Source organism: Pseudomonas sp. GL-RE-26, from assembly GCF_019956275.1.
In the GTDB taxonomy this organism is placed as follows: Bacteria; Pseudomonadota; Gammaproteobacteria; order Pseudomonadales; family Pseudomonadaceae; genus Aquipseudomonas; species Aquipseudomonas grandcourensis.
Genome location: NZ_JAHBDI010000022.1, coordinates 81,228 through 98,144, shown reverse-complemented (window position 1 = coordinate 98,144; position 16,917 = coordinate 81,228). Strand labels below are relative to the sequence as shown.

The window sequence follows — 16,917 nt, the reverse complement described above, 5'->3', positions numbered from 1 at the left end:
GTTACAAAACCTTGCAGGGGGAATCGCGGGGTTCTTCAGGAAGGGTTCAGGAATCAATATTTGCGGTGTTCTTTCAGGCCCCATCGCGAGCAGGCTCGCTCCTACAATGGACCTGTGTTCGCAGGACAAATGTAGGAGCGAGCCTGCTCGCGATGGCGGTCTGACAAGCGCCGATGAACTCAGCTAGCCGTCGCCAACAACAAATCCACCACCGACCGCCCCTGCCCGCGATGCTTGCCATGCTCATACAAGGAGCCTGCAATCTCATCGGCACGAATCGGCAGGATCGACAGCAAGGTGTCGCTCAGCCCATGGCTGGCCTGGCAAAAGCCCTGCATGTAGAGGCCGGCCTTGCAGCGTTCATCGGTGATCAGTTTGTAGTTGCGATCGACTTCGAAATCCCCCAGGTACTCTTCCAGCGGTGCCAACAGCTTGCGGTGCATCTGCCGCTCGTAACCGGTAGCCAGCACCACGGCGTCGTAGTGACGCACCGAGACTTCGCCGGTGGCGTTGTTGCGCAACACCAGTTCGATGCCCCGTTCGTTGGCGGTGACTTTTACGATGGTGGTCAGGGTGTGGAACGCATGACGGGCGATGCCCGAGACTTTCTGCCGGTAGAAGATGCCGTAGATGCGCTCGATCAGATCGATGTCCACCACCGAGTAGTTGGTGTTGTGGTACTCGTTCACCAGTCGCTCGCGCTCGCTGTCGGGCTGCTGGAACACCAGGTCGGTGAACTCCGGCGAAAACACTTCGTTGACGAAGGGGCTGTCGTCGGCCGGCTTGAGTGCCGAGCCGCGCAGGATCATGTCCACCTGCACCGACGGGAAGCTGTCGTTCAAATCGATGAAGGCCTCCGCCGCGCTCTGCCCGCCACCGATGATCGCAATGCTCATCGGCCGGTTGTCCACGCACGGCTGCCTGGCCATCTGCGCCAGGTACTGGGAGTGATGGAACACCCGGCCGTCATCCTTGAGCGCCTTGAACACTTCGGGAATGCGTGGCGTGCCACCGGCGCTGACCACCACCGAACGGGTGGTGCGCACCTGTTGATGCCCTGTCGCGTCGCGGGAAATCACCCGCAGCGCCTCGACCTGATGGTTGTGCAGCACCGGCTCGATGGTCAGCACTTCTTCGCCGTAGCGGCTTTGCGCGGTGAACTGCCCGGCGACCCAGCGCAGGTAGTCGTTGTACTCCATGCGGCACGGATAGAAGGTGCCCAGGTTGATGAAATCCACCAGGCGCCCGTGGACCTTGAGGTAATTGACGAACGAGTAAGGGCTGGTCGGATTGCGCAAGGTCACCAGGTCCTTGAGGAAGGAAATCTGCAACTCACTCTGGGTCACCAGTGTGTTGCCGTGCCAGCGGTAGTCGGCCTGCTTGTCGAGGAACAGCACATCCAGATTGCCCTGGCTCGCCCCGCGCTCTTGCAGCGCGATGGCCAGTGCCAGGTTCGACGGGCCGAAACCGACGCCGATCAGGTCGTGAACGAGGGGCGAAGCAATTGCCTGTGTCATTTCCAGTGTCCTCTGGATGTTCCCCTCAAAGGCGGGGCATTGAACCTAAGTGACCTGACCCACCAAGGGCCGCACAACAGGTCGTCTGTTGAGTAGGAACGAGGACCGTGAAAAAAAATTTAACCGCGCAGGATCACTGGGCGTCCCACTGTCGCATGCGTATACGGCAGTGCTTCATGGCGTTGACAATGTGCTTCTCGACCATTGCCCGGGAAATGCCCAGTTGCTCGGCAATCTGCGGATGGGACAGGCCTTCGATCTTGCGCAGCAGGAAACTCTCGCGGCACAACCTCGGCAACTCCGCCAGGGCACACTGGAGCATTTCCAGGCGCTGGCCATGATCGAGCACGTTTTGCGGCGAAGGGGTGAAATAGCGCTCCTCATTGTCGAGCACGTCCAGGGGTTCGGCCTGACGCAGGGAGTTGCGTCGATGGTCGTCGATAACCAGGTTGAGGGCGGTGCGATAAAGGAATGCCCGGGGCTGCTCGATCGGCGTATCACTGGAACGCTCCAGGACCCGCAGGTAAGCGTCATGCACCACATCTTCGGCCACCTGACGGTTGCCCAGCCTGGCGTTCAGGAAACACACCAGTTCGCGATAGTAGTTTTCCAACATGACTCCCGTCCGCACGGGGGTGCGGTTTCTGTCCTTGAGCCGGTTCGGCGACTGCTGAATCACACAGTGGCACGATAGTGGCAGTTCGAGTCGCGTAATTTATAGTAATTCTCATATAGATTTAAAGTACTGCGTCGCCTTGCCCGATAAATAGTCATGGTCTAGCGGCTGTACACCGCTCCTACAGATGTTACACCTTGTGTCGCTGGTTAAATTTCCCGCCCGGTTCATCGTTTACAGGACAGCTCCCCGTCCCTGTCCGGCCTAGCCGGCAGCGTTCAGCCATCGTCCCGCCGCTGAACGACGGGCCGATTTTCCTAGGCCGGAACCCTGCATGAAACGTCCCCGACAGACTCGACGCGCCCTGCTTGCAGCACTTTGTCTGATCCCCGTGGCTGCCATCGCCGCCTGGCAGTTCATCCCGCCGGGCCGCGACGGGTTCGCCACCGTCCAGGTCAGCCGCGCCGACATTGAAAGCAGCGTCACGGCCTTGGGCACCCTGCAACCGCGGCGCTATGTCGACGTCGGTGCCCAGGCCTCCGGGCAGATCCACAAGATCCACGTGGAGGTCGGTGACGTGGTCAAGGAGGGCCAGTTGCTGGTGGAAATCGACCCGTCCACGCAACAGGCCAAACTCGATGCCGGGCGCTTCTCCGTCGAAAATCTCAAGGCGCAGCTGCAGGAACAGCGGGCGCAACACGACCTGGCCCGGCAGAAATACCAGCGTCAACAGAACCTCGCCGCCGGCGGCGCCACCCGTGAAGAAGACGTGCAGACCGCCCAGGCCGAACTGCGCGCCACCCAGGCACGGGTCGACATGTTCCAGGCGCAGATCCGCCAGGCCGAAGCCAGCCTGCGCAGCGACCAGGCGGAGCTCGGCTACACGCGGATCTATGCGCCGATGGCCGGCACCGTTGTGGCGCTGGATGCCCGCGAGGGTCAGACTCTCAATGCCCAGCAGCAGACTCCGCTGATCCTGCGCATCGCCAAACTGTCGCCGATGACCGTGTGGGCCGAGGTCTCGGAGGCCGACATCGGCCACGTCAAACCCGGCATGCACGCCTGGTTCACCACCCTGAGTGGCGGCACCCGGCGCTGGACCAGCACCGTGCGGCAAATCCTCCCCGTCCCGCCCAAACCCCTGGACCAGACCAGCCAGGGCGGCGGCAGCCCCGCCAGCGCCAGCAAAAGCGGGAGTGCCCGCGTGGTGCTGTACACCGTGTTGCTGGACGTCGACAACGCCGACAACGCGCTGATGGCGGAAATGACCACCCAGGTATTTTTCGTCGCCAATCAGGCGCAGAACGTACTCACCGCGCCCATCGCAGCCTTGCAGGCCGGCCCGCAGACAGACCAGCAGACCGCGCAAGTGGTCGCCAGCAATGGCAGCATCGAGCAGCGCAACGTGCGCACCGGCATCAGCGACCGCCTGCGGGTACAGATCCTCGACGGCCTGCAGGAGGGCGATCACCTGTTAATTGGCCCGGTCGACGGGAGTGGCGGCTGAATGCACACGCCCCTGATCGATCTTTCGGACATCCGCAAAGCCTACGGCGGTGGCGACGCGCCTGAAGTCCACGTGCTGCGCGGCATCGACCTGTCGATCCATGCCGGGGAGTTCGTGGCGATCGTCGGCGCTTCCGGCTCCGGCAAGTCGACGTTGATGAACATCCTCGGCTGCCTCGACCGCCCGACCTCGGGCGAATACCGCTTCGCCGGGGAAAACGTCGCGGCGCTGGACAGTGACGAACTGGCCTGGCTGCGCCGCGAAGCCTTCGGGTTTGTGTTCCAGGGCTACCACCTGATTCCCTCCGGTTCGGCCCAGGAAAACGTCGAGATGCCGGCCATCTACGCAGGCTTACCGGCCACCGAACGCCACACCCGCGCCGCCGCCTTGCTCGAGCGCCTCGGCCTGGCTTCGCGCACCGGCAACCGCCCCCACCAACTCTCCGGCGGGCAGCAGCAACGGGTGTCGATTGCCCGCGCGCTGATGAATGGCGGCCACATCATCCTGGCCGACGAACCCACCGGCGCCCTCGACAGCCACAGCGGCGCCGAGGTCATGACCCTGCTCGACGAACTGGCCAGCCAGGGTCACGTGGTGATCCTCATCACCCACGACCGCGAAGTGGCGGCCCGGGCCAAACGCATCATCGAGATCCGCGACGGCGAGATCATCAGCGACAGCACCCGGGACAATCCCGCCGCGCAACACTCGGCCAACCCCGGCGCCCTGCAAGCCGTCGACTTGCGCAGGCGCCTGAGCGAAGGCGCCGAAGCCACCGGCGCCTGGAAAGGCGAGCTGGTCGATGCCGTGCACGCGGCGTGGCGGGTGATGTGGATCAACAAGTTCCGCACCGCCCTGACCCTGCTCGGCATCATCATCGGCGTGGCTTCGGTGGTGGTGATGCTCGCCGTCGGCGAAGGCAGCAAGCGCCAGGTGATGGCGCAGATGGGCGCGTTCGGCTCCAACATCATCTACCTCAGCGGCTCGGCGCCAAACCCGCGCACGCCCATGGGCATCGTCACCCTCGATGAGGTCGCCGCAATTGCAAGCTTGCCCCAGGTGATGCGGATCATGCCGGTCAACGGCCAGGAGGCCGGGGTGCGATTCGGCAACCTCGACCACTTGAGCTACGTCGGCGGCAACGACACCAACTTCCCGGCCATTTTCAACTGGCCGGTGGTCGAAGGCAGCTACTTCACCCACGCCGATGAACAGAACGCCGCGGCGGTCGCGGTGATCGGGCACAAGGTGCGGACTAAACTGCTCAAGGACGTGGCCAACCCGATCGGCCAGTACATCCTGATCGAAAACGTGCCCTTCCAGGTGGTCGGCGTGCTCGCGGAAAAAGGCGCCAGCTCCGGCGACTCCGACAGCGACGACCGCATCGCCATCCCCTACTCCGCCGCCAGCGTGCGCCTGTTCGGCACCCACAATCCCGAGTACATCGCCATCGCCGCCGCCGATGCGCGCAAGGTCAAGGAGACCGAAAAAGCCATCGAACAACTGATGCTGCGCCTGCACGACGGCAAGCACGATTTCGAACTGACCAACAACGCGGCGATGATCCAGGCCGAGGCGCGCACGCAGAACACCCTGTCGCTGATGCTCGGCTCGATTGCGGCGATTTCGCTGCTGGTGGGCGGGATCGGCGTGATGAACATCATGCTCATGACCGTGCGCGAGCGGACTCGCGAAATCGGTATCCGCATGGCCACCGGTGCTCGCCAGCGCGACATCCTGCGCCAGTTCCTCACCGAAGCGGTGATGCTCTCGGTGGTGGGCGGCCTCACCGGGATTGCCTTGGCGCTGCTCGTCGGTGGCGTGCTGATTTTCAGCGAAGTCGCCGTCGCGTTCTCCCTGATAGCGGTGTTGGGTGCCTTCGGCTGCGCCCTGGTCACCGGTGTCGTTTTCGGCTACATGCCGGCCCGCAAGGCTGCCCGACTCGACCCGGTCACGGCCCTTACCAGTGAATGATCGATTGATGAAGCCGCCACTCAGTGTGTTAACCCTGTGTCTGTTGCTCAGTGCCTGCGGCACCCCGGCCCAGCGCCCCGACAGCGGCATCCAGCCGCCGGCCGCCTGGCAATCGCCGCACACCGCAGTTGCTGTCCATGACAACCAGCAATGGTGGGACCGCTTTGGCAGCCCGCAACTGGGGCACCTGATCGAACAGGCGCGGCTCGGCAGCTATGATTTGGCCGCGGCCATCGCCAGAGTGCGCCAGGCCCAGGCCGACACGGTGATTGCCGGCGGCTCGCAACTGCCCGAGGTCAAGGCCGGGGTTAACGCCAATCGCCAGAAACTGCTGCGGGGAAGCGGCTACAGTCAGCTCGATGCCGACAGCGATAACGACGCCGTCGACTACTTCACGACGAACCTGACTGCTAGCTACGAAATCGATTTCTGGGGAGGCCAGCGTGCCAGCCGCGACAGTGCGCAATTCAGTCTGCAAGCCAGCGAGTTCGATCAGGCCACGGTGGAATTGACGTTGCTCAGCGGTGTGGCCAACGGCTACGCGCAAGCCTTGTCGTTGCAGGAGCAGAGCCGCATCGCCGAGTTGAATCTGGCCAATGCCCAAAGCGTGTTGAAACTGGTGCAGACCCGTTTCGATTCGGGTTCGGCCACGGCCCTGGAACTGGCGCAGCAAAAAAGCCTGGTGGCGGAGCAGCAACGCCAGCTGCCGCTGGTGCAGCAACAGGCCCAGGATGCGCGCATCAGCCTCGCCGCCTTGCTCGGCCGCCCGGTTCAGGCCCTGTCACTGGGCCAGGAACGCTTCGATCAACTGACCTGGCCGACGATTGACGCCGGGGTGCCCAGCCAGTTGCTCAGTCGCCGCCCGGACATTGCCCGGGCCGAGGCGCAACTGGCCGCCGCCCAGGCCGACGTTACCGTCGCCCGGGCTGCGATGCTGCCGACCGTGACCCTCACCGCCGAAATCGGCTCCGGCGCCGACCGGGCCGACGACATCCTGCGCAGCCCCTTCTACAACCTCACCGCCGGGCTGCTCGCTCCGGTGTTCAACAACGGCCGCCTCGGCGCCCAGCGCGACAAGGCCACGGCGCGCCAGGAAGAACTACTGGAGACTTATCGCGGCGCGATCATCAACGGCTTCGCCGACGTCGAAAAAGCCCTCAACAGCATTCGTGGGCTGGATGAACAGCGCGGGTGGCAGAGTGAAGAACTGAGCCAGGCACAGACCGCCTTCAACATCGCGCAAAGCCGTTATCAGGCCGGGGCCGAGGATTTGCTGACGGTGCTGGAGACGCAGCGCACCTTGTACGCGGCGCAGGATTTGAACGTGCAACTGCGCCTGTCGCGGATGCAGGCGAGTATTGCCCTGTACAAGGCGCTTGGGGGTGGGTGGCAGGTTTTGTAGTTGCGGAGCCTGTCAGGACGCCATCGCGGGCAAGCCCGCTCCCACAGTGGTTTTTGTTGTTCGCAGATTTCGCGTACACCCACTAACCCTGTGGGAGCGAGCTTGCCCGCGATTGAACGATAACGCGGGTATCAAGCCTGGTTCTGTCTAGCCTTCAGATTGCGCGCATACCACGGCCGCTGCGGCACTTTGCGGAACAGATCCTTCAGCGTCTTCTCGTCCTCGCCAAAGGTAATCCGCAGCGCCAGCTTCATGGTTTCCGGGTCCATTTCCACTGACTTGCCGGCCTGTAATCCCGGAGTGGTGCTGCAACCATGGGTGCTCGGCCCGAGCCAAGGGTCATCGATCTCGACCCAGCGCCCCGGCGCGAACCATTGCACGCCGTTGACCTGCAGCCGACTGACCTGCCCCGGATGGAAGCGCTCGTGGGCGCGGAACCAGTCTTCCAGGCGGTCGTCGATCCAGCCGTGGAAATGCCAGAACACCGGGCTCACATGGGAAGAAAACGGATCGCCGAGAAAATCGTTTTCCGGTGCAAACCAGCGTGCGGAAAAGTCCGCCGGATCCCGGGCGAACGGCACCGGCTGACCGTTGGACGGGTCACGGGGCACCGAAGCCCAGCGCATGTGCAGCCAGTCGTGCAGGCCCAACTCGACCTCCGAGCCAAACTGGCCGAGCGTCAGCGTCGACAGGTAACGCGGGTCGCGGTAGCGGGATTCCCAGACCTGGAAATTGCTGTGATAGGTCTCGCCAGTCTTGAGGTCGCTGACCCATTGCGTGTACTCGTCATCGTCCTCGGCCAGCCAGGTCGGCGGCAGCGCGGTGCCGTCGTGGTTGTCGAAGTAACGCGCAAAGCCGAGCCGGTCACGCGCCAGCTCCGGTTGCGGCAACGGGAAGTGCGTCCAGGACGGCAGGTCCTGCATCGACCGCGCCGTACCGAGCATGTGCCGGTGCATGAAGAAAAAGTCCACGCCCGAACCGTTGCGATCCTTGCGCTCGCCCCGGGCATCGCGCTCCTGGTCCCGAGAGCCAGGCTGCCAGCCGAGCCCGCGCAAGGCGCCGCGCTGGTCTTCGGAAAGCTTGTGCCACTTGTCCCGGGAGGCATGCCAGAGCTGGTGGAACAACCGGTGCTCCGGCGATACCAGCCAGGCCAGCAGGGTCGAATTGAGGCCGGCGCGCTCGCGGGCTTCAGGGAATACACGTTTGACGGCAATGAATCGATTGTCCTGGGCCGTCAGCATCAGCGGCCGATTCAGGTCCAGCACCCGCCCACTGAGACTGCCGCTGCCGGCGTTACCGAAACCGGCCCAGACTTCGTCCAGGGTCATGTCGAATTCGTAATCGCAACAGCCGCTAGCGCCCAGCAGCCGCCAGGCCAGCTGCTTCGGGTTGGCCCCGGACAGATCGCCGAGCACCCGGTAACGGGGCTCTTCGGTGGAGCGCAAACGCTCGGCGGTGTCGAGATATCCACTGACACCGCGCCCCTTGTGGCCGATGTCGAGGAACACCTCCAGGCCTTCGAGGGGCAAGCCTTCGATACCGGCATCACGACCTTCGAAACGAATCTGCCAGACCCCGCGCAAGGTATCCGCCAAGCGTTGGCCGGCAACATCCGCCACGTCGAACGAGGCTTCACCGGGGGTGATCGTCGGGTCCGGCCTGGTCAGTTCGCGATGCCCGTAATACGCCGCCGGCACGGCGGCACCGGTCAGCGCCAGACCCGCGAGGAACCATCGTCGAGAAATCGTCATTGCCCTACCTGTGTCAGCCATGGAGCAGGCTTTATCCAAGCTAGAACGTTTGTTGCCTGCATAAATTTAAAAAGCATCGCGAGCAGGGCTCGCTCCTACAGGAGAACGCATTCCCATGTAGGAGCGACGGTGCGGCGATCCGACCTGCTCGCGATGAGGCCATCAGCCGCGCTAAATTTTCCGGCCAGCCACTCGTTCCCCCCAGATAGCAAAGGCCCCTACGCCTGATCCTCGACGGCGAACCTGACTGAGACGGCAATGACAAAACCACGTTCGAAAAAGGCTCTTTTCATTGGCCTGCCGCTGGCCCTGGCGATCAGCGCGGGTGGGGGTTTCGCGGCCTGGGACTACGGGTTCAGGGACAACCCCGGCTACCCGGTCAAGGTGATGAAACAGGCCGATCAGTTGCAGGAACGCATCCTCTCTTTCGACAGCCACATCACCGTGCCCATGGACTTCGGCACCGCCGGCAACGAAGTCGACAAGGACGGTGAAGGCCAGTTCGACCTGGTCAAGACCGGGCGCGGGCGCCTGTCCGGTGCAGCCCTGACGATTTTCGGCTGGCCGGAAATCTGGAACGGCCCCAATGCCCCCCATCGCCCTACCGCCGGTTTCGTCGACGAGGCCCGCTTTGAGCAGGAAACCCGCTACAAGATCATCAGCACGATGGTGCGTGACTTCCCCAATCAAGTGGCCATCGCCTACACCGCCGACGACTTCCGCCGCCTGCACGGCGAAGGCAAGTTCGCGGTGTTCATCAGCATGCTCAACGCCTATCCGCTGGGCAATGACCTCAACGCCCTGGACAAGTGGGCCGCGCGCGGCATGCGCATGTTCGGCTTCAGCTACGTGGGCAACAACGCCTGGGCCGACTCGTCGCGGCCGCTGCCGTTTTTCAATGATTCGCGGGATGCCTTGGGTGGGCTGTCGGACACCGGCAAGCAAGCGGTGCATCGCCTCAACGACCTGGGCGTGATCATCGATGTGTCGCAGATGTCGACCAAGGCCCTGGAGCAAGTCGCGCAACTGAGCCGCACGCCGATGGTCGCTTCCCACTCGGCGCCGCGCGCCCTGGTGGACATCCCGCGCAACCTCAGCGACACGGAAATGCAACTGATCAAGAACAGCGGCGGCGTGGTGCAGATCGTCGGCTTCCCGACCTACATCCGCCCGCTGAGCCAGGCCACCCAGGACAAGCTCAACGCCCTGCGCGCCCGCTTCGACCTGCAACCGCTGCAAGGCCTGGAGATGGCCCTGATGCCCGGCGACCCGGTGATCACCGTCTGGCCCGAGCAGCGCTTCGGCAAGTACGCCAGCCAGCTCTATTCGATCCTCGACGAAGAACCCAAGGCCACCCTCAAGGATTACGGCGATGCAATCGACTACACAGTGAAGAAAATCGGCATCGACCACGTCGGCATCAGCTCCGACTTCAACGACGGCGGCGGCCTGGACGGCTGGAAAGACGTCAGCGAAGCCCGCAACGTGACCGCCGAACTGATCAGCCGCGGCTACAGCGAGGCCGACATCGCCAAGCTCTGGGGCGGCAACTTCCTGCGGGTCTGGGACCAGGTGCAGAAGTCCTCCCGGCCTGTGGTCCAGAACTGATTCCCATCTATTGCCAAAGCGAACCGAATCCATGACCAACCGTCGTTCATTCCTCAAGCAGGCCGGCATCCTCGCGGCCGGTATTCCCTTGGCCTCCGCCGTGAACCTGCCCGCACAGGCCGCCAGCCCCGCGCCACTGCCCAAGGACAAATGGGACCAATTGCGCCAGCTCTTCACCCAAGACCCGAACTACCTGCACTTCGCCAACTTCCTGGTGACCTCCCACCCGCTGCCTGTGCGTGAAGCCATCGAAATGCACCGCGCCAACCTGGATCGCAACCCGGGCCTGGCCATGGACTGGCATCGCGGCGAAACCGAACGCCGCGAAGAAGAGGTGCGCGTGTGGGCCGGCCGTTACCTGAAGGCCAAGCCGTCGCAGATCGCCCTGACCGGTAGCACCACCGAAGGCCTGGCGATGATTTACGCCGGCATCCACGTGCGCCCGGACCAGGAGATCCTCACCAGTGAACACGAGCACTACGCCGCCAACAGCGTGTTCGAATACCGCACCCAGAAGGACGGCACCCAGGTTCGCAAGATCAAATTGTTCGAAGACCCGTACAAGGTTTCGACCGCCGAAGTGCTGGCCGCGATTGAACGCAACATCCGCCCCGAAACACGAGTGCTGGGCATGACCTGGGTGCATTCCGGCAGCGGCGTGAAGCTGCCCATCGGCGAGATCGGCAAACTGGTGGAAGAGAAAAACCGGGGTCGCGAGGACGAGGACCGCATCCTCTACGTGATCGATGGCGTCCACGGTTTCGGCGTGGAGAACGTCGATTTCCCAGACATGCACTGCGACTTCTTCATCGCCGGCACCCACAAATGGATGTTCGGCCCACGGGGCACCGGGATCATCTGCGCCCGCTCCGACGAGCTCAAGGACGTGACCCCGACCATCCCGACCTTCTCCGAAGCCACCCAGTTCTCCACGGTGATGACCTATGGCGGCTACCACTCCTTCGAACACCGCTGGGCGCTGAACGAAGCCTTCAAATTGCACCTGGAACTGGGCAAGGCCGAGGTCGCGACGCGCATTCACGCCATCAACAGCTACCTGAAAAAACGCTTGCAGGCACACCCGTCGGTGGAGCTGGTCACGCCGCTGTCGCCCGAATATTCCGCCGGTTTCACCTTCTTCCGCATCAAGAACCGGGACTGCGAAGCAGTCGCCAATTACCTGATGGACCAGCGTGTGGTGTGCGATGCCGTCGACCGTGATGTCGGGCCGATCATTCGCGTGTCGCCGGGGCTGCTCAATACCCAAGCGCACATCGACCGCCTGATGGAACTGCTGGCCAACCAGGTCTGACCGAGCGATAGTCATTATGAAAAGCACCCTGAAAAAACTCGGCGCCCTGACGCTGCTGGCCGTGCTCGGCAGCGCCTTGCCCGGCCTCGCCCTGGCCTACACCGCGCCATTGCCCGGCAAGGTCTTCAAGGATTGCCGTAACTGCCCGGAAATGGTGGTGCTGCCCGCCGGCACCTTCACCATGGGCACCCCGGACGACGAGGTCGGCCGCGAGCCTGATGAAGGCCCGATGCATGCGGTGACGTTCGACAAACCCTTCGCCATGAGCCGCTACCAGATCACCGCCGGCGAATGGGCCCAATACATGAAGGAAACCGGGATCACCCTGCCCGATGGCGACACCCGCCCCGGCCGCGAGTGCATCAACAGCAAGCCGCGTTATCCACAGGGCCCGCGTCAGCCGGCGGTGTGCATGAACTTCGCCGAGGTCAGCGCCTACGTCGCCTGGCTGTCGATGAAGACCGGCCAGCACTACCACATCGTCAGCGAGGCCCAGCGCGAATACGCCGCCCGCGCCGGGTCAACGGGAGCGTTCCCCTTCCCGTTCGACCCGGGCACCGAGTACAGCATCGCCACCCATGCCAACACCTATGGCCCTACCGATGGCTACAGCTATTCCTCACCGGTGGGCAGCTATCCGGCGAATGCCTTCGGCATGTACGACATGCACGGCAACGTCTACGAATGGATCGCCGACTGCTACCACCCGGACTACGTCGGCGCGCCCACCGACGGCAGCGCCTGGACCGAACCGAACTGCGACACCCTGCGCATCCGTGGCAACGACTGGGGCGAAGCGCCGGTGTTTTCCCGCTCGGGCAACCGCAATGACATCGACCCGCAAACCCGTGGCGACTGGATCGGTTTCCGCGTCGTGCGCGACCTGACACCCAACCTCTGACTGCCTTTCTCAAAGGCATCTCCAGCGGCCACCGCCAGTCGGTGGCCGTCTAAATTAAACGCCTGACCGCACGTTCTACTGGGTATCTGCCTCAAGACCCAAGGAACCCTCTGCTCATGACCCAGCCAACGCGCGGTGCAATTCATGAATTGTTCACCCTCCTCAAACCGTTCCGGCTCGTCGTCAGTCTGGCGATCCTCCTGGGCATGGTGGGTGGCCTGAGCGTGACGGTGTTGCTGGCCACCATCAACAACGCGCTGCACTCGGCGGATGGCCTGACCCAAGGCGTGGTCGCCCTGTTCGGCGGCCTGTGCCTGCTGGCCCTGGGCAGTTCGATCTGCTCGGACATCGGCACCAACTACGTCGGCCAGCACATCATCGCCAGGCTGCGCAAAGAGCTCGGGAAAAAGGTGCTTTCAGCGCCCATCGAACAAATCGAGCGCTACCGCAGTCACCGGCTGATCCCGGTGCTGACCCACGACGTCGACACCATCAGCGACTTCGCCTTCGCCTTCGCGCCGCTGGCGATTTCCCTGACCGTGACCCTCGGCTGCATGGGTTACCTGGCGATGCTGTCGTGGCCGATGTTCCTGATGATGGTGCTGGCGATTGCCATCGGCACCGGCATCCAGTTCTACGCCCAGGGCAAGGGCATCCAGGGTTTCATGGCCGCCCGCGACGCCGAGGACGATTTGCAAAAGCACTACAACGCCATTGCCGGCGGCGCCAAGGAGTTACGCATCCACCGCCCGCGCCGCCAGCGCATGTTCGAATCGGGCATCCAGGGCACTGCCGATTTCATCTGTAACACTCAGGTGCGTTCGATCAACACCTTCGTGATCGCCAAGACCCTGGGCTCGATGCTGTTCTTCGTGGTCATCGGCCTGGCGCTGGCCCTGCAATCGTTCTGGCCCAGTGCCGACCAGGCGGTGATGAGCGGCTTCGTACTGGTGCTGCTGTACATGAAAGGCCCGATCGAGCATCTGGTCAGCACCTTGCCGATCATCAGCCGCGCGCGTATTGCCTTTCGCCGCATCGCCGAACTGTCGAGCCAGTTTTCCTCCCCCGAGCCGCACCTGTTGCTCAATGACAAAGGCACCCCGCCGACCGTGGTCAACCGTCTGCAACTGGACAACGTCAGCTACGCCTTCCCCGCCGCACCGGGCAGCGACGCGTTTCGCCTGGGCCCGGTGAACCTGACCATCGAGCAAGGCGACATCATTTTCATCGTCGGCGAAAACGGCTGCGGCAAGACCACCCTGATCAAGTTGCTGCTGGGCCTCTACGCGCCGCAACAGGGTTCGATCCTGCTCAACGGCCAAGGCATCGATGCGCACAATCGCGACGACTACCGCCAATTGTTCACCACGATTTTTGCCGATTACTACCTGTTCGATGACGTGGTCCAGGGCGACCAGCACATCCCCGAAGATGCCAACAAATACCTGCAACGGCTGGAAATCGCGCACAAGGTCAGCGTCAGGGACGGCAGCTTCACCACCACCGACCTGTCCACCGGCCAGCGCAAACGCCTGGCGCTGGTCAATGCCTGGCTGGAGGAACGCCCGGTGCTGGTGTTCGACGAATGGGCCGCCGACCAGGACCCGACCTTCCGCCGCATCTTCTACACCGAGCTGCTGCCGGACCTCAAACGCCTGGGCAAAACCATCATCGTCATCTCCCACGACGACCGCTATTTCGACATGGCCGATCAACTGGTGCGCATGGAATCGGGCCGGGTCATCACCGAGCGCGCAACCGCCTGAGCGTCGTTGCCGCGTGCAAATCATTGTTTTTTGAAGTTTGTTTTCCGGTTTAGCGAAAGCGGTACGTCTAATAATAATTATCATTAACTAAAACACTGCACACACCATTCTGGAGCGATTCGAGCAATGCAAAGCCTTACTCTGTCCCGCGCACCCTTGGCGTTAGCCATCGAACGGCAAAAGAAATTCCGAACGGTCGTGCCGGGCGCGCTGCTGACCTTGTTGCTGCTGGGTACGTCCCAGGTCGAGGCAGCCCCGGTGAACGTCGATGTGCCGGCTCAGTCGCTGGCCAGCGCATTGCGCCAACTGGGCCAGCAGACCAACCTGCAGATTCTCTACAGCCAGGACATGGTCAACGGCATCAAGTCCACGGCGGTGTCCGGCAACATGGAAGCGGAACAGGCACTGAAAACCTTGCTGCTGGGGAGCGGCATCAATTTTCAGTTGAATGGCAACACCGTGTCGCTGGTGCCAGCGGCCGGTGACTCCAGCGCACTGCAACTGGGTGCGACGTCCATCACCGGTGTGGCGCTGGGGCCGACCACCGAAGGCTCGCACTCCTACACCAGCGACGAAGTGACCATTGGCAAAGGCAACATCAAGCTCAAGGACATCCCGCAGTCGGTGTCCGTCGTCACACGCCAGCGCATGGACGACCAGAATCTGAACAGCCTGCAGGACGCCCTGCGCCAGGTCACCGGCGTGACCATCAAGACCTACAACTCCGGCTCCAGCCTCAATGACATCTACATGCGTGGCTTCCTCGTTGATCAGGTGCAGGTCGACGGCGTCTCGCAACCCACCGGCCAGGGCGACATGGCCACCAGTTTCGACCTGGCGATGTATGACCGCATCGAAGTGCTGCGTGGCCCGTCCGGCCTGTACCAGGGCGCGGGTGAACCCGGCGGTACGATCAACGTGGTGCGCAAGCGCGCCCTGAGCAAATTCGCCCTCGGTGGCGAACTGGCCGCGGGCTCTTACGATCGCTACCGTTCCATGGTCGACGTCACCGGCCCGCTGAACGATCAGGGCACCGTGCGCGGTCGCTTCATCACCGCTTACGAAAACAACAAGTCTTTCGTCAACTACGCGCAGAACGAACGCCCGATGGTCTACGGTCGCCTGGAATTCGACCTCGACCCGGCCACCACCCTGTCGGTCGGCGGCGCTTACCAGCAGAACCATTCCACCCCGGCCTTCGGCTTGCCGGCCTACGCCGACGGCTCATTGCTCGACGTGCCGCGCTCGACCTTCGTCGACGCCAAGTGGAACACCCTCAACGAAAAAGTCTGGGAAACCTTCGCCGAACTCGACCACGAACTGGACAACGGCGGTCAGTTCAAGACCACCCTAACCTACCGCGACGCCGAAACCCCGCAGCGTAACTTCACCTGGGCCGACGGCGCGGTCGACCCGGCCACCGGTGACAGCTGGGCCGTGGCGTACGACTACTACACCCATATCAAGACCATCGGTGTCGACAGCTTCGTCACCACGCCGTTCGAGTTCGCCAATCGCCGGCACGAGTTCACCGTGGGCGCCGAGTACCAGCACCTGGACAAGGACTTCACCTACGGCGGCGGCGAGTACTTCCCGATCAACGTGTTCGACCCGGGCAGCATCGACATTCCCCACAACGACTATGCGCACGTCAACGGCAATTGGTCCAAGTCCGATCAGTACGGCATCTACACCCGTGCCAAGTTCAACGTCACCGACTGGCTCGATGTCATCGGCGGCAGCCGCGTAACCTGGTACGAAAGCGATGCGAAGAACGCCAACGCCTTCTTCAACAACTTCGGCGAAGCCCACACCAGCATCAATCGCAAAGTCGTGCCGTACGGAGCCATCATCGGCAAGATCACACCGGAACTGTCGACCTACTTCAGCTACACCGGCGTGTTCAAACCCCAGAGCGAAATCGGCACGGACGGCCAGCCGGTCGGCCCGCGCGAAGGCAAGCAGTACGAGATCGGCCTCAAGCGCGAATTCTACGACGGTCGCCTGAACGCCAGCATCGCCGCCTTTCGCATCTACGATGAAAACCGCGCCGAATACGACAACACCTCCGGTGCCTACATGACCGAAGGCAAGGCCCGCAGCCAGGGTTGGGAAACCGAGTTGAGCGGCAACCTGACCGAGAACTGGAGCATCGTCACCGGTTACGCCTACACCTCCACCAAGTTCCTTGACGGCGACCAGGCCAACAAAGGCAAGACCTTCAGCACCATCACGCCCAAGCACAACTTCAACCTGTGGAACAAATACGAGTTCACCGACGGTCCGCTCAAGGACTTCAGCGTTGGCGGTGGCGTGCGTGTGGTCAGCGACACCTACTACCAGCGTGACGTGAAGTTCCAGCAAGGCGGCTTTGCCATCGCCACGGCGCAGGTCGGCTACAAGTTCAACGAAAACCTGTCGTCGACACTGACCGCCAACAACCTGTTCGACCGCAAGTACTACGACCGCGTCGATGCCTCCTGGGGCACCAATTTCTACGGCGACCCGCGCACCCTGACCCTGAGCCTGCGCGCGCAGTACTGATTGCCGGCTGCGTCAACAG

Annotated in this window: 11 protein-coding genes; 8 read left to right on the top strand and 3 right to left on the bottom strand. The window is 62.9% G+C overall.

The genetic code is table 11. The features are described 5' to 3' along the window. Nucleotides 1-179: 179 nt before the first annotated feature. A complete protein-coding gene (locus KGB07_RS15355) occupies nucleotides 180-1,517 on the bottom strand; it encodes a lysine N(6)-hydroxylase/L-ornithine N(5)-oxygenase family protein (protein WP_046043149.1) in 1,338 nt (445 codons plus the stop codon). A gap of 133 nt (nucleotides 1,518-1,650) precedes the next feature. Beyond that, on the bottom strand, nucleotides 1,651-2,133 hold the full coding sequence (locus tag KGB07_RS15350) for a sigma-70 family RNA polymerase sigma factor (RefSeq protein WP_317850408.1): 483 nt from the start codon (nucleotides 2,131-2,133) through the stop codon (nucleotides 1,651-1,653). Nucleotides 2,134-2,467: 334 nt separating this feature from the next. Between KGB07_RS15350 and KGB07_RS15345 the strand changes: the two genes are divergently transcribed. The 3 genes from KGB07_RS15345 to KGB07_RS15335 are packed head-to-tail and all read left to right on the top strand — an operon-like array spanning nucleotide 2,468 to nucleotide 7,016. Continuing rightward, nucleotides 2,468-3,640, top strand: a complete 1,173-nt coding sequence (locus KGB07_RS15345) for an efflux RND transporter periplasmic adaptor subunit (protein ID WP_046043152.1) — start codon at nucleotides 2,468-2,470, stop codon at nucleotides 3,638-3,640. Continuing rightward, a complete protein-coding gene (locus KGB07_RS15340; protein ID WP_223465834.1) occupies nucleotides 3,641-5,614 on the top strand; it encodes a MacB family efflux pump subunit in 1,974 nt (657 codons plus the stop codon). A gap of 7 nt (nucleotides 5,615-5,621) precedes the next feature. Continuing rightward, nucleotides 5,622-7,016: an efflux transporter outer membrane subunit gene (locus tag KGB07_RS15335; RefSeq protein ID WP_223465833.1), complete on the top strand. Its 1,395-nt coding sequence runs from the start codon at nucleotides 5,622-5,624 to the stop codon at nucleotides 7,014-7,016. Nucleotides 7,017-7,147: 131 nt separating this feature from the next. On the opposite strand, the gene KGB07_RS15330 is transcribed toward KGB07_RS15335, so the two are convergent. Beyond that, on the bottom strand, nucleotides 7,148-8,767 hold the full coding sequence (locus KGB07_RS15330) for a PvdJ/PvdD/PvdP-like protein (protein ID WP_223465832.1): 1,620 nt from the start codon (nucleotides 8,765-8,767) through the stop codon (nucleotides 7,148-7,150). A gap of 258 nt (nucleotides 8,768-9,025) precedes the next feature. Here KGB07_RS15330 and pvdM point away from each other — a divergent pair, with 258 nt between their 5' ends. The 5 genes from pvdM (at nucleotide 9,026) to KGB07_RS15305 (ending at nucleotide 16,898) form a co-directional block, all read left to right on the top strand. After that, a complete protein-coding gene (gene pvdM / locus KGB07_RS15325) occupies nucleotides 9,026-10,375 on the top strand; it encodes a pyoverdine-tailoring dipeptidase-like protein PvdM (protein WP_223465831.1) in 1,350 nt (449 codons plus the stop codon). Nucleotides 10,376-10,406: 31 nt separating this feature from the next. Further along, nucleotides 10,407-11,687, top strand: a complete 1,281-nt coding sequence (locus KGB07_RS15320) for an aminotransferase class V-fold PLP-dependent enzyme (RefSeq protein WP_223465829.1) — start codon at nucleotides 10,407-10,409, stop codon at nucleotides 11,685-11,687. Between the two features lie 16 nt (nucleotides 11,688-11,703). Then, nucleotides 11,704-12,588, top strand: coding sequence for a formylglycine-generating enzyme family protein (locus tag KGB07_RS15315; protein ID WP_046043162.1), 885 nt, complete (start codon nucleotides 11,704-11,706; stop codon nucleotides 12,586-12,588). A gap of 116 nt (nucleotides 12,589-12,704) precedes the next feature. Next, entirely contained in the window at nucleotides 12,705-14,354 is a 1,650-nt protein-coding gene (locus KGB07_RS15310; protein ID WP_223465827.1) for a cyclic peptide export ABC transporter, read from the top strand. 126 nt (nucleotides 14,355-14,480) lie between these two features. Continuing rightward, on the top strand, nucleotides 14,481-16,898 hold the full coding sequence (locus tag KGB07_RS15305) for a TonB-dependent siderophore receptor (RefSeq protein ID WP_223465825.1): 2,418 nt from the start codon (nucleotides 14,481-14,483) through the stop codon (nucleotides 16,896-16,898). Nucleotides 16,899-16,917 lie beyond the last annotated feature (19 nt).

Excerpts from the sequence above, each read along its gene's own strand:
- KGB07_RS15305 (WP_223465825.1), top strand. The coding sequence starts at position 14,481 with ATGCAAAGCCTTACTCTGTCCCGCGCACCCTTGGCGTTAGCCATCGAA.
- KGB07_RS15315 (WP_046043162.1), top strand. The coding sequence starts at position 11,704 with ATGAAAAGCACCCTGAAAAAACTCGGCGCCCTGACGCTGCTGGCCGTG.
- KGB07_RS15330 (WP_223465832.1), bottom strand. The coding sequence starts at position 8,767 with ATGACGATTTCTCGACGATGGTTCCTCGCGGGTCTGGCGCTGACCGGT.
- KGB07_RS15355 (WP_046043149.1), bottom strand. The coding sequence starts at position 1,517 with ATGACACAGGCAATTGCTTCGCCCCTCGTTCACGACCTGATCGGCGTC.
- KGB07_RS15335 (WP_223465833.1), top strand. The coding sequence starts at position 5,622 with ATGAAGCCGCCACTCAGTGTGTTAACCCTGTGTCTGTTGCTCAGTGCC.
- KGB07_RS15345 (WP_046043152.1), top strand. The coding sequence starts at position 2,468 with ATGAAACGTCCCCGACAGACTCGACGCGCCCTGCTTGCAGCACTTTGT.
- KGB07_RS15340 (WP_223465834.1), top strand. The coding sequence starts at position 3,641 with ATGCACACGCCCCTGATCGATCTTTCGGACATCCGCAAAGCCTACGGC.
- KGB07_RS15320 (WP_223465829.1), top strand. The coding sequence starts at position 10,407 with ATGACCAACCGTCGTTCATTCCTCAAGCAGGCCGGCATCCTCGCGGCC.
- pvdM (WP_223465831.1), top strand. The coding sequence starts at position 9,026 with ATGACAAAACCACGTTCGAAAAAGGCTCTTTTCATTGGCCTGCCGCTG.
- KGB07_RS15350 (WP_317850408.1), bottom strand. The coding sequence starts at position 2,133 with ATGTTGGAAAACTACTATCGCGAACTGGTGTGTTTCCTGAACGCCAGG.
- KGB07_RS15310 (WP_223465827.1), top strand. The coding sequence starts at position 12,705 with ATGACCCAGCCAACGCGCGGTGCAATTCATGAATTGTTCACCCTCCTC.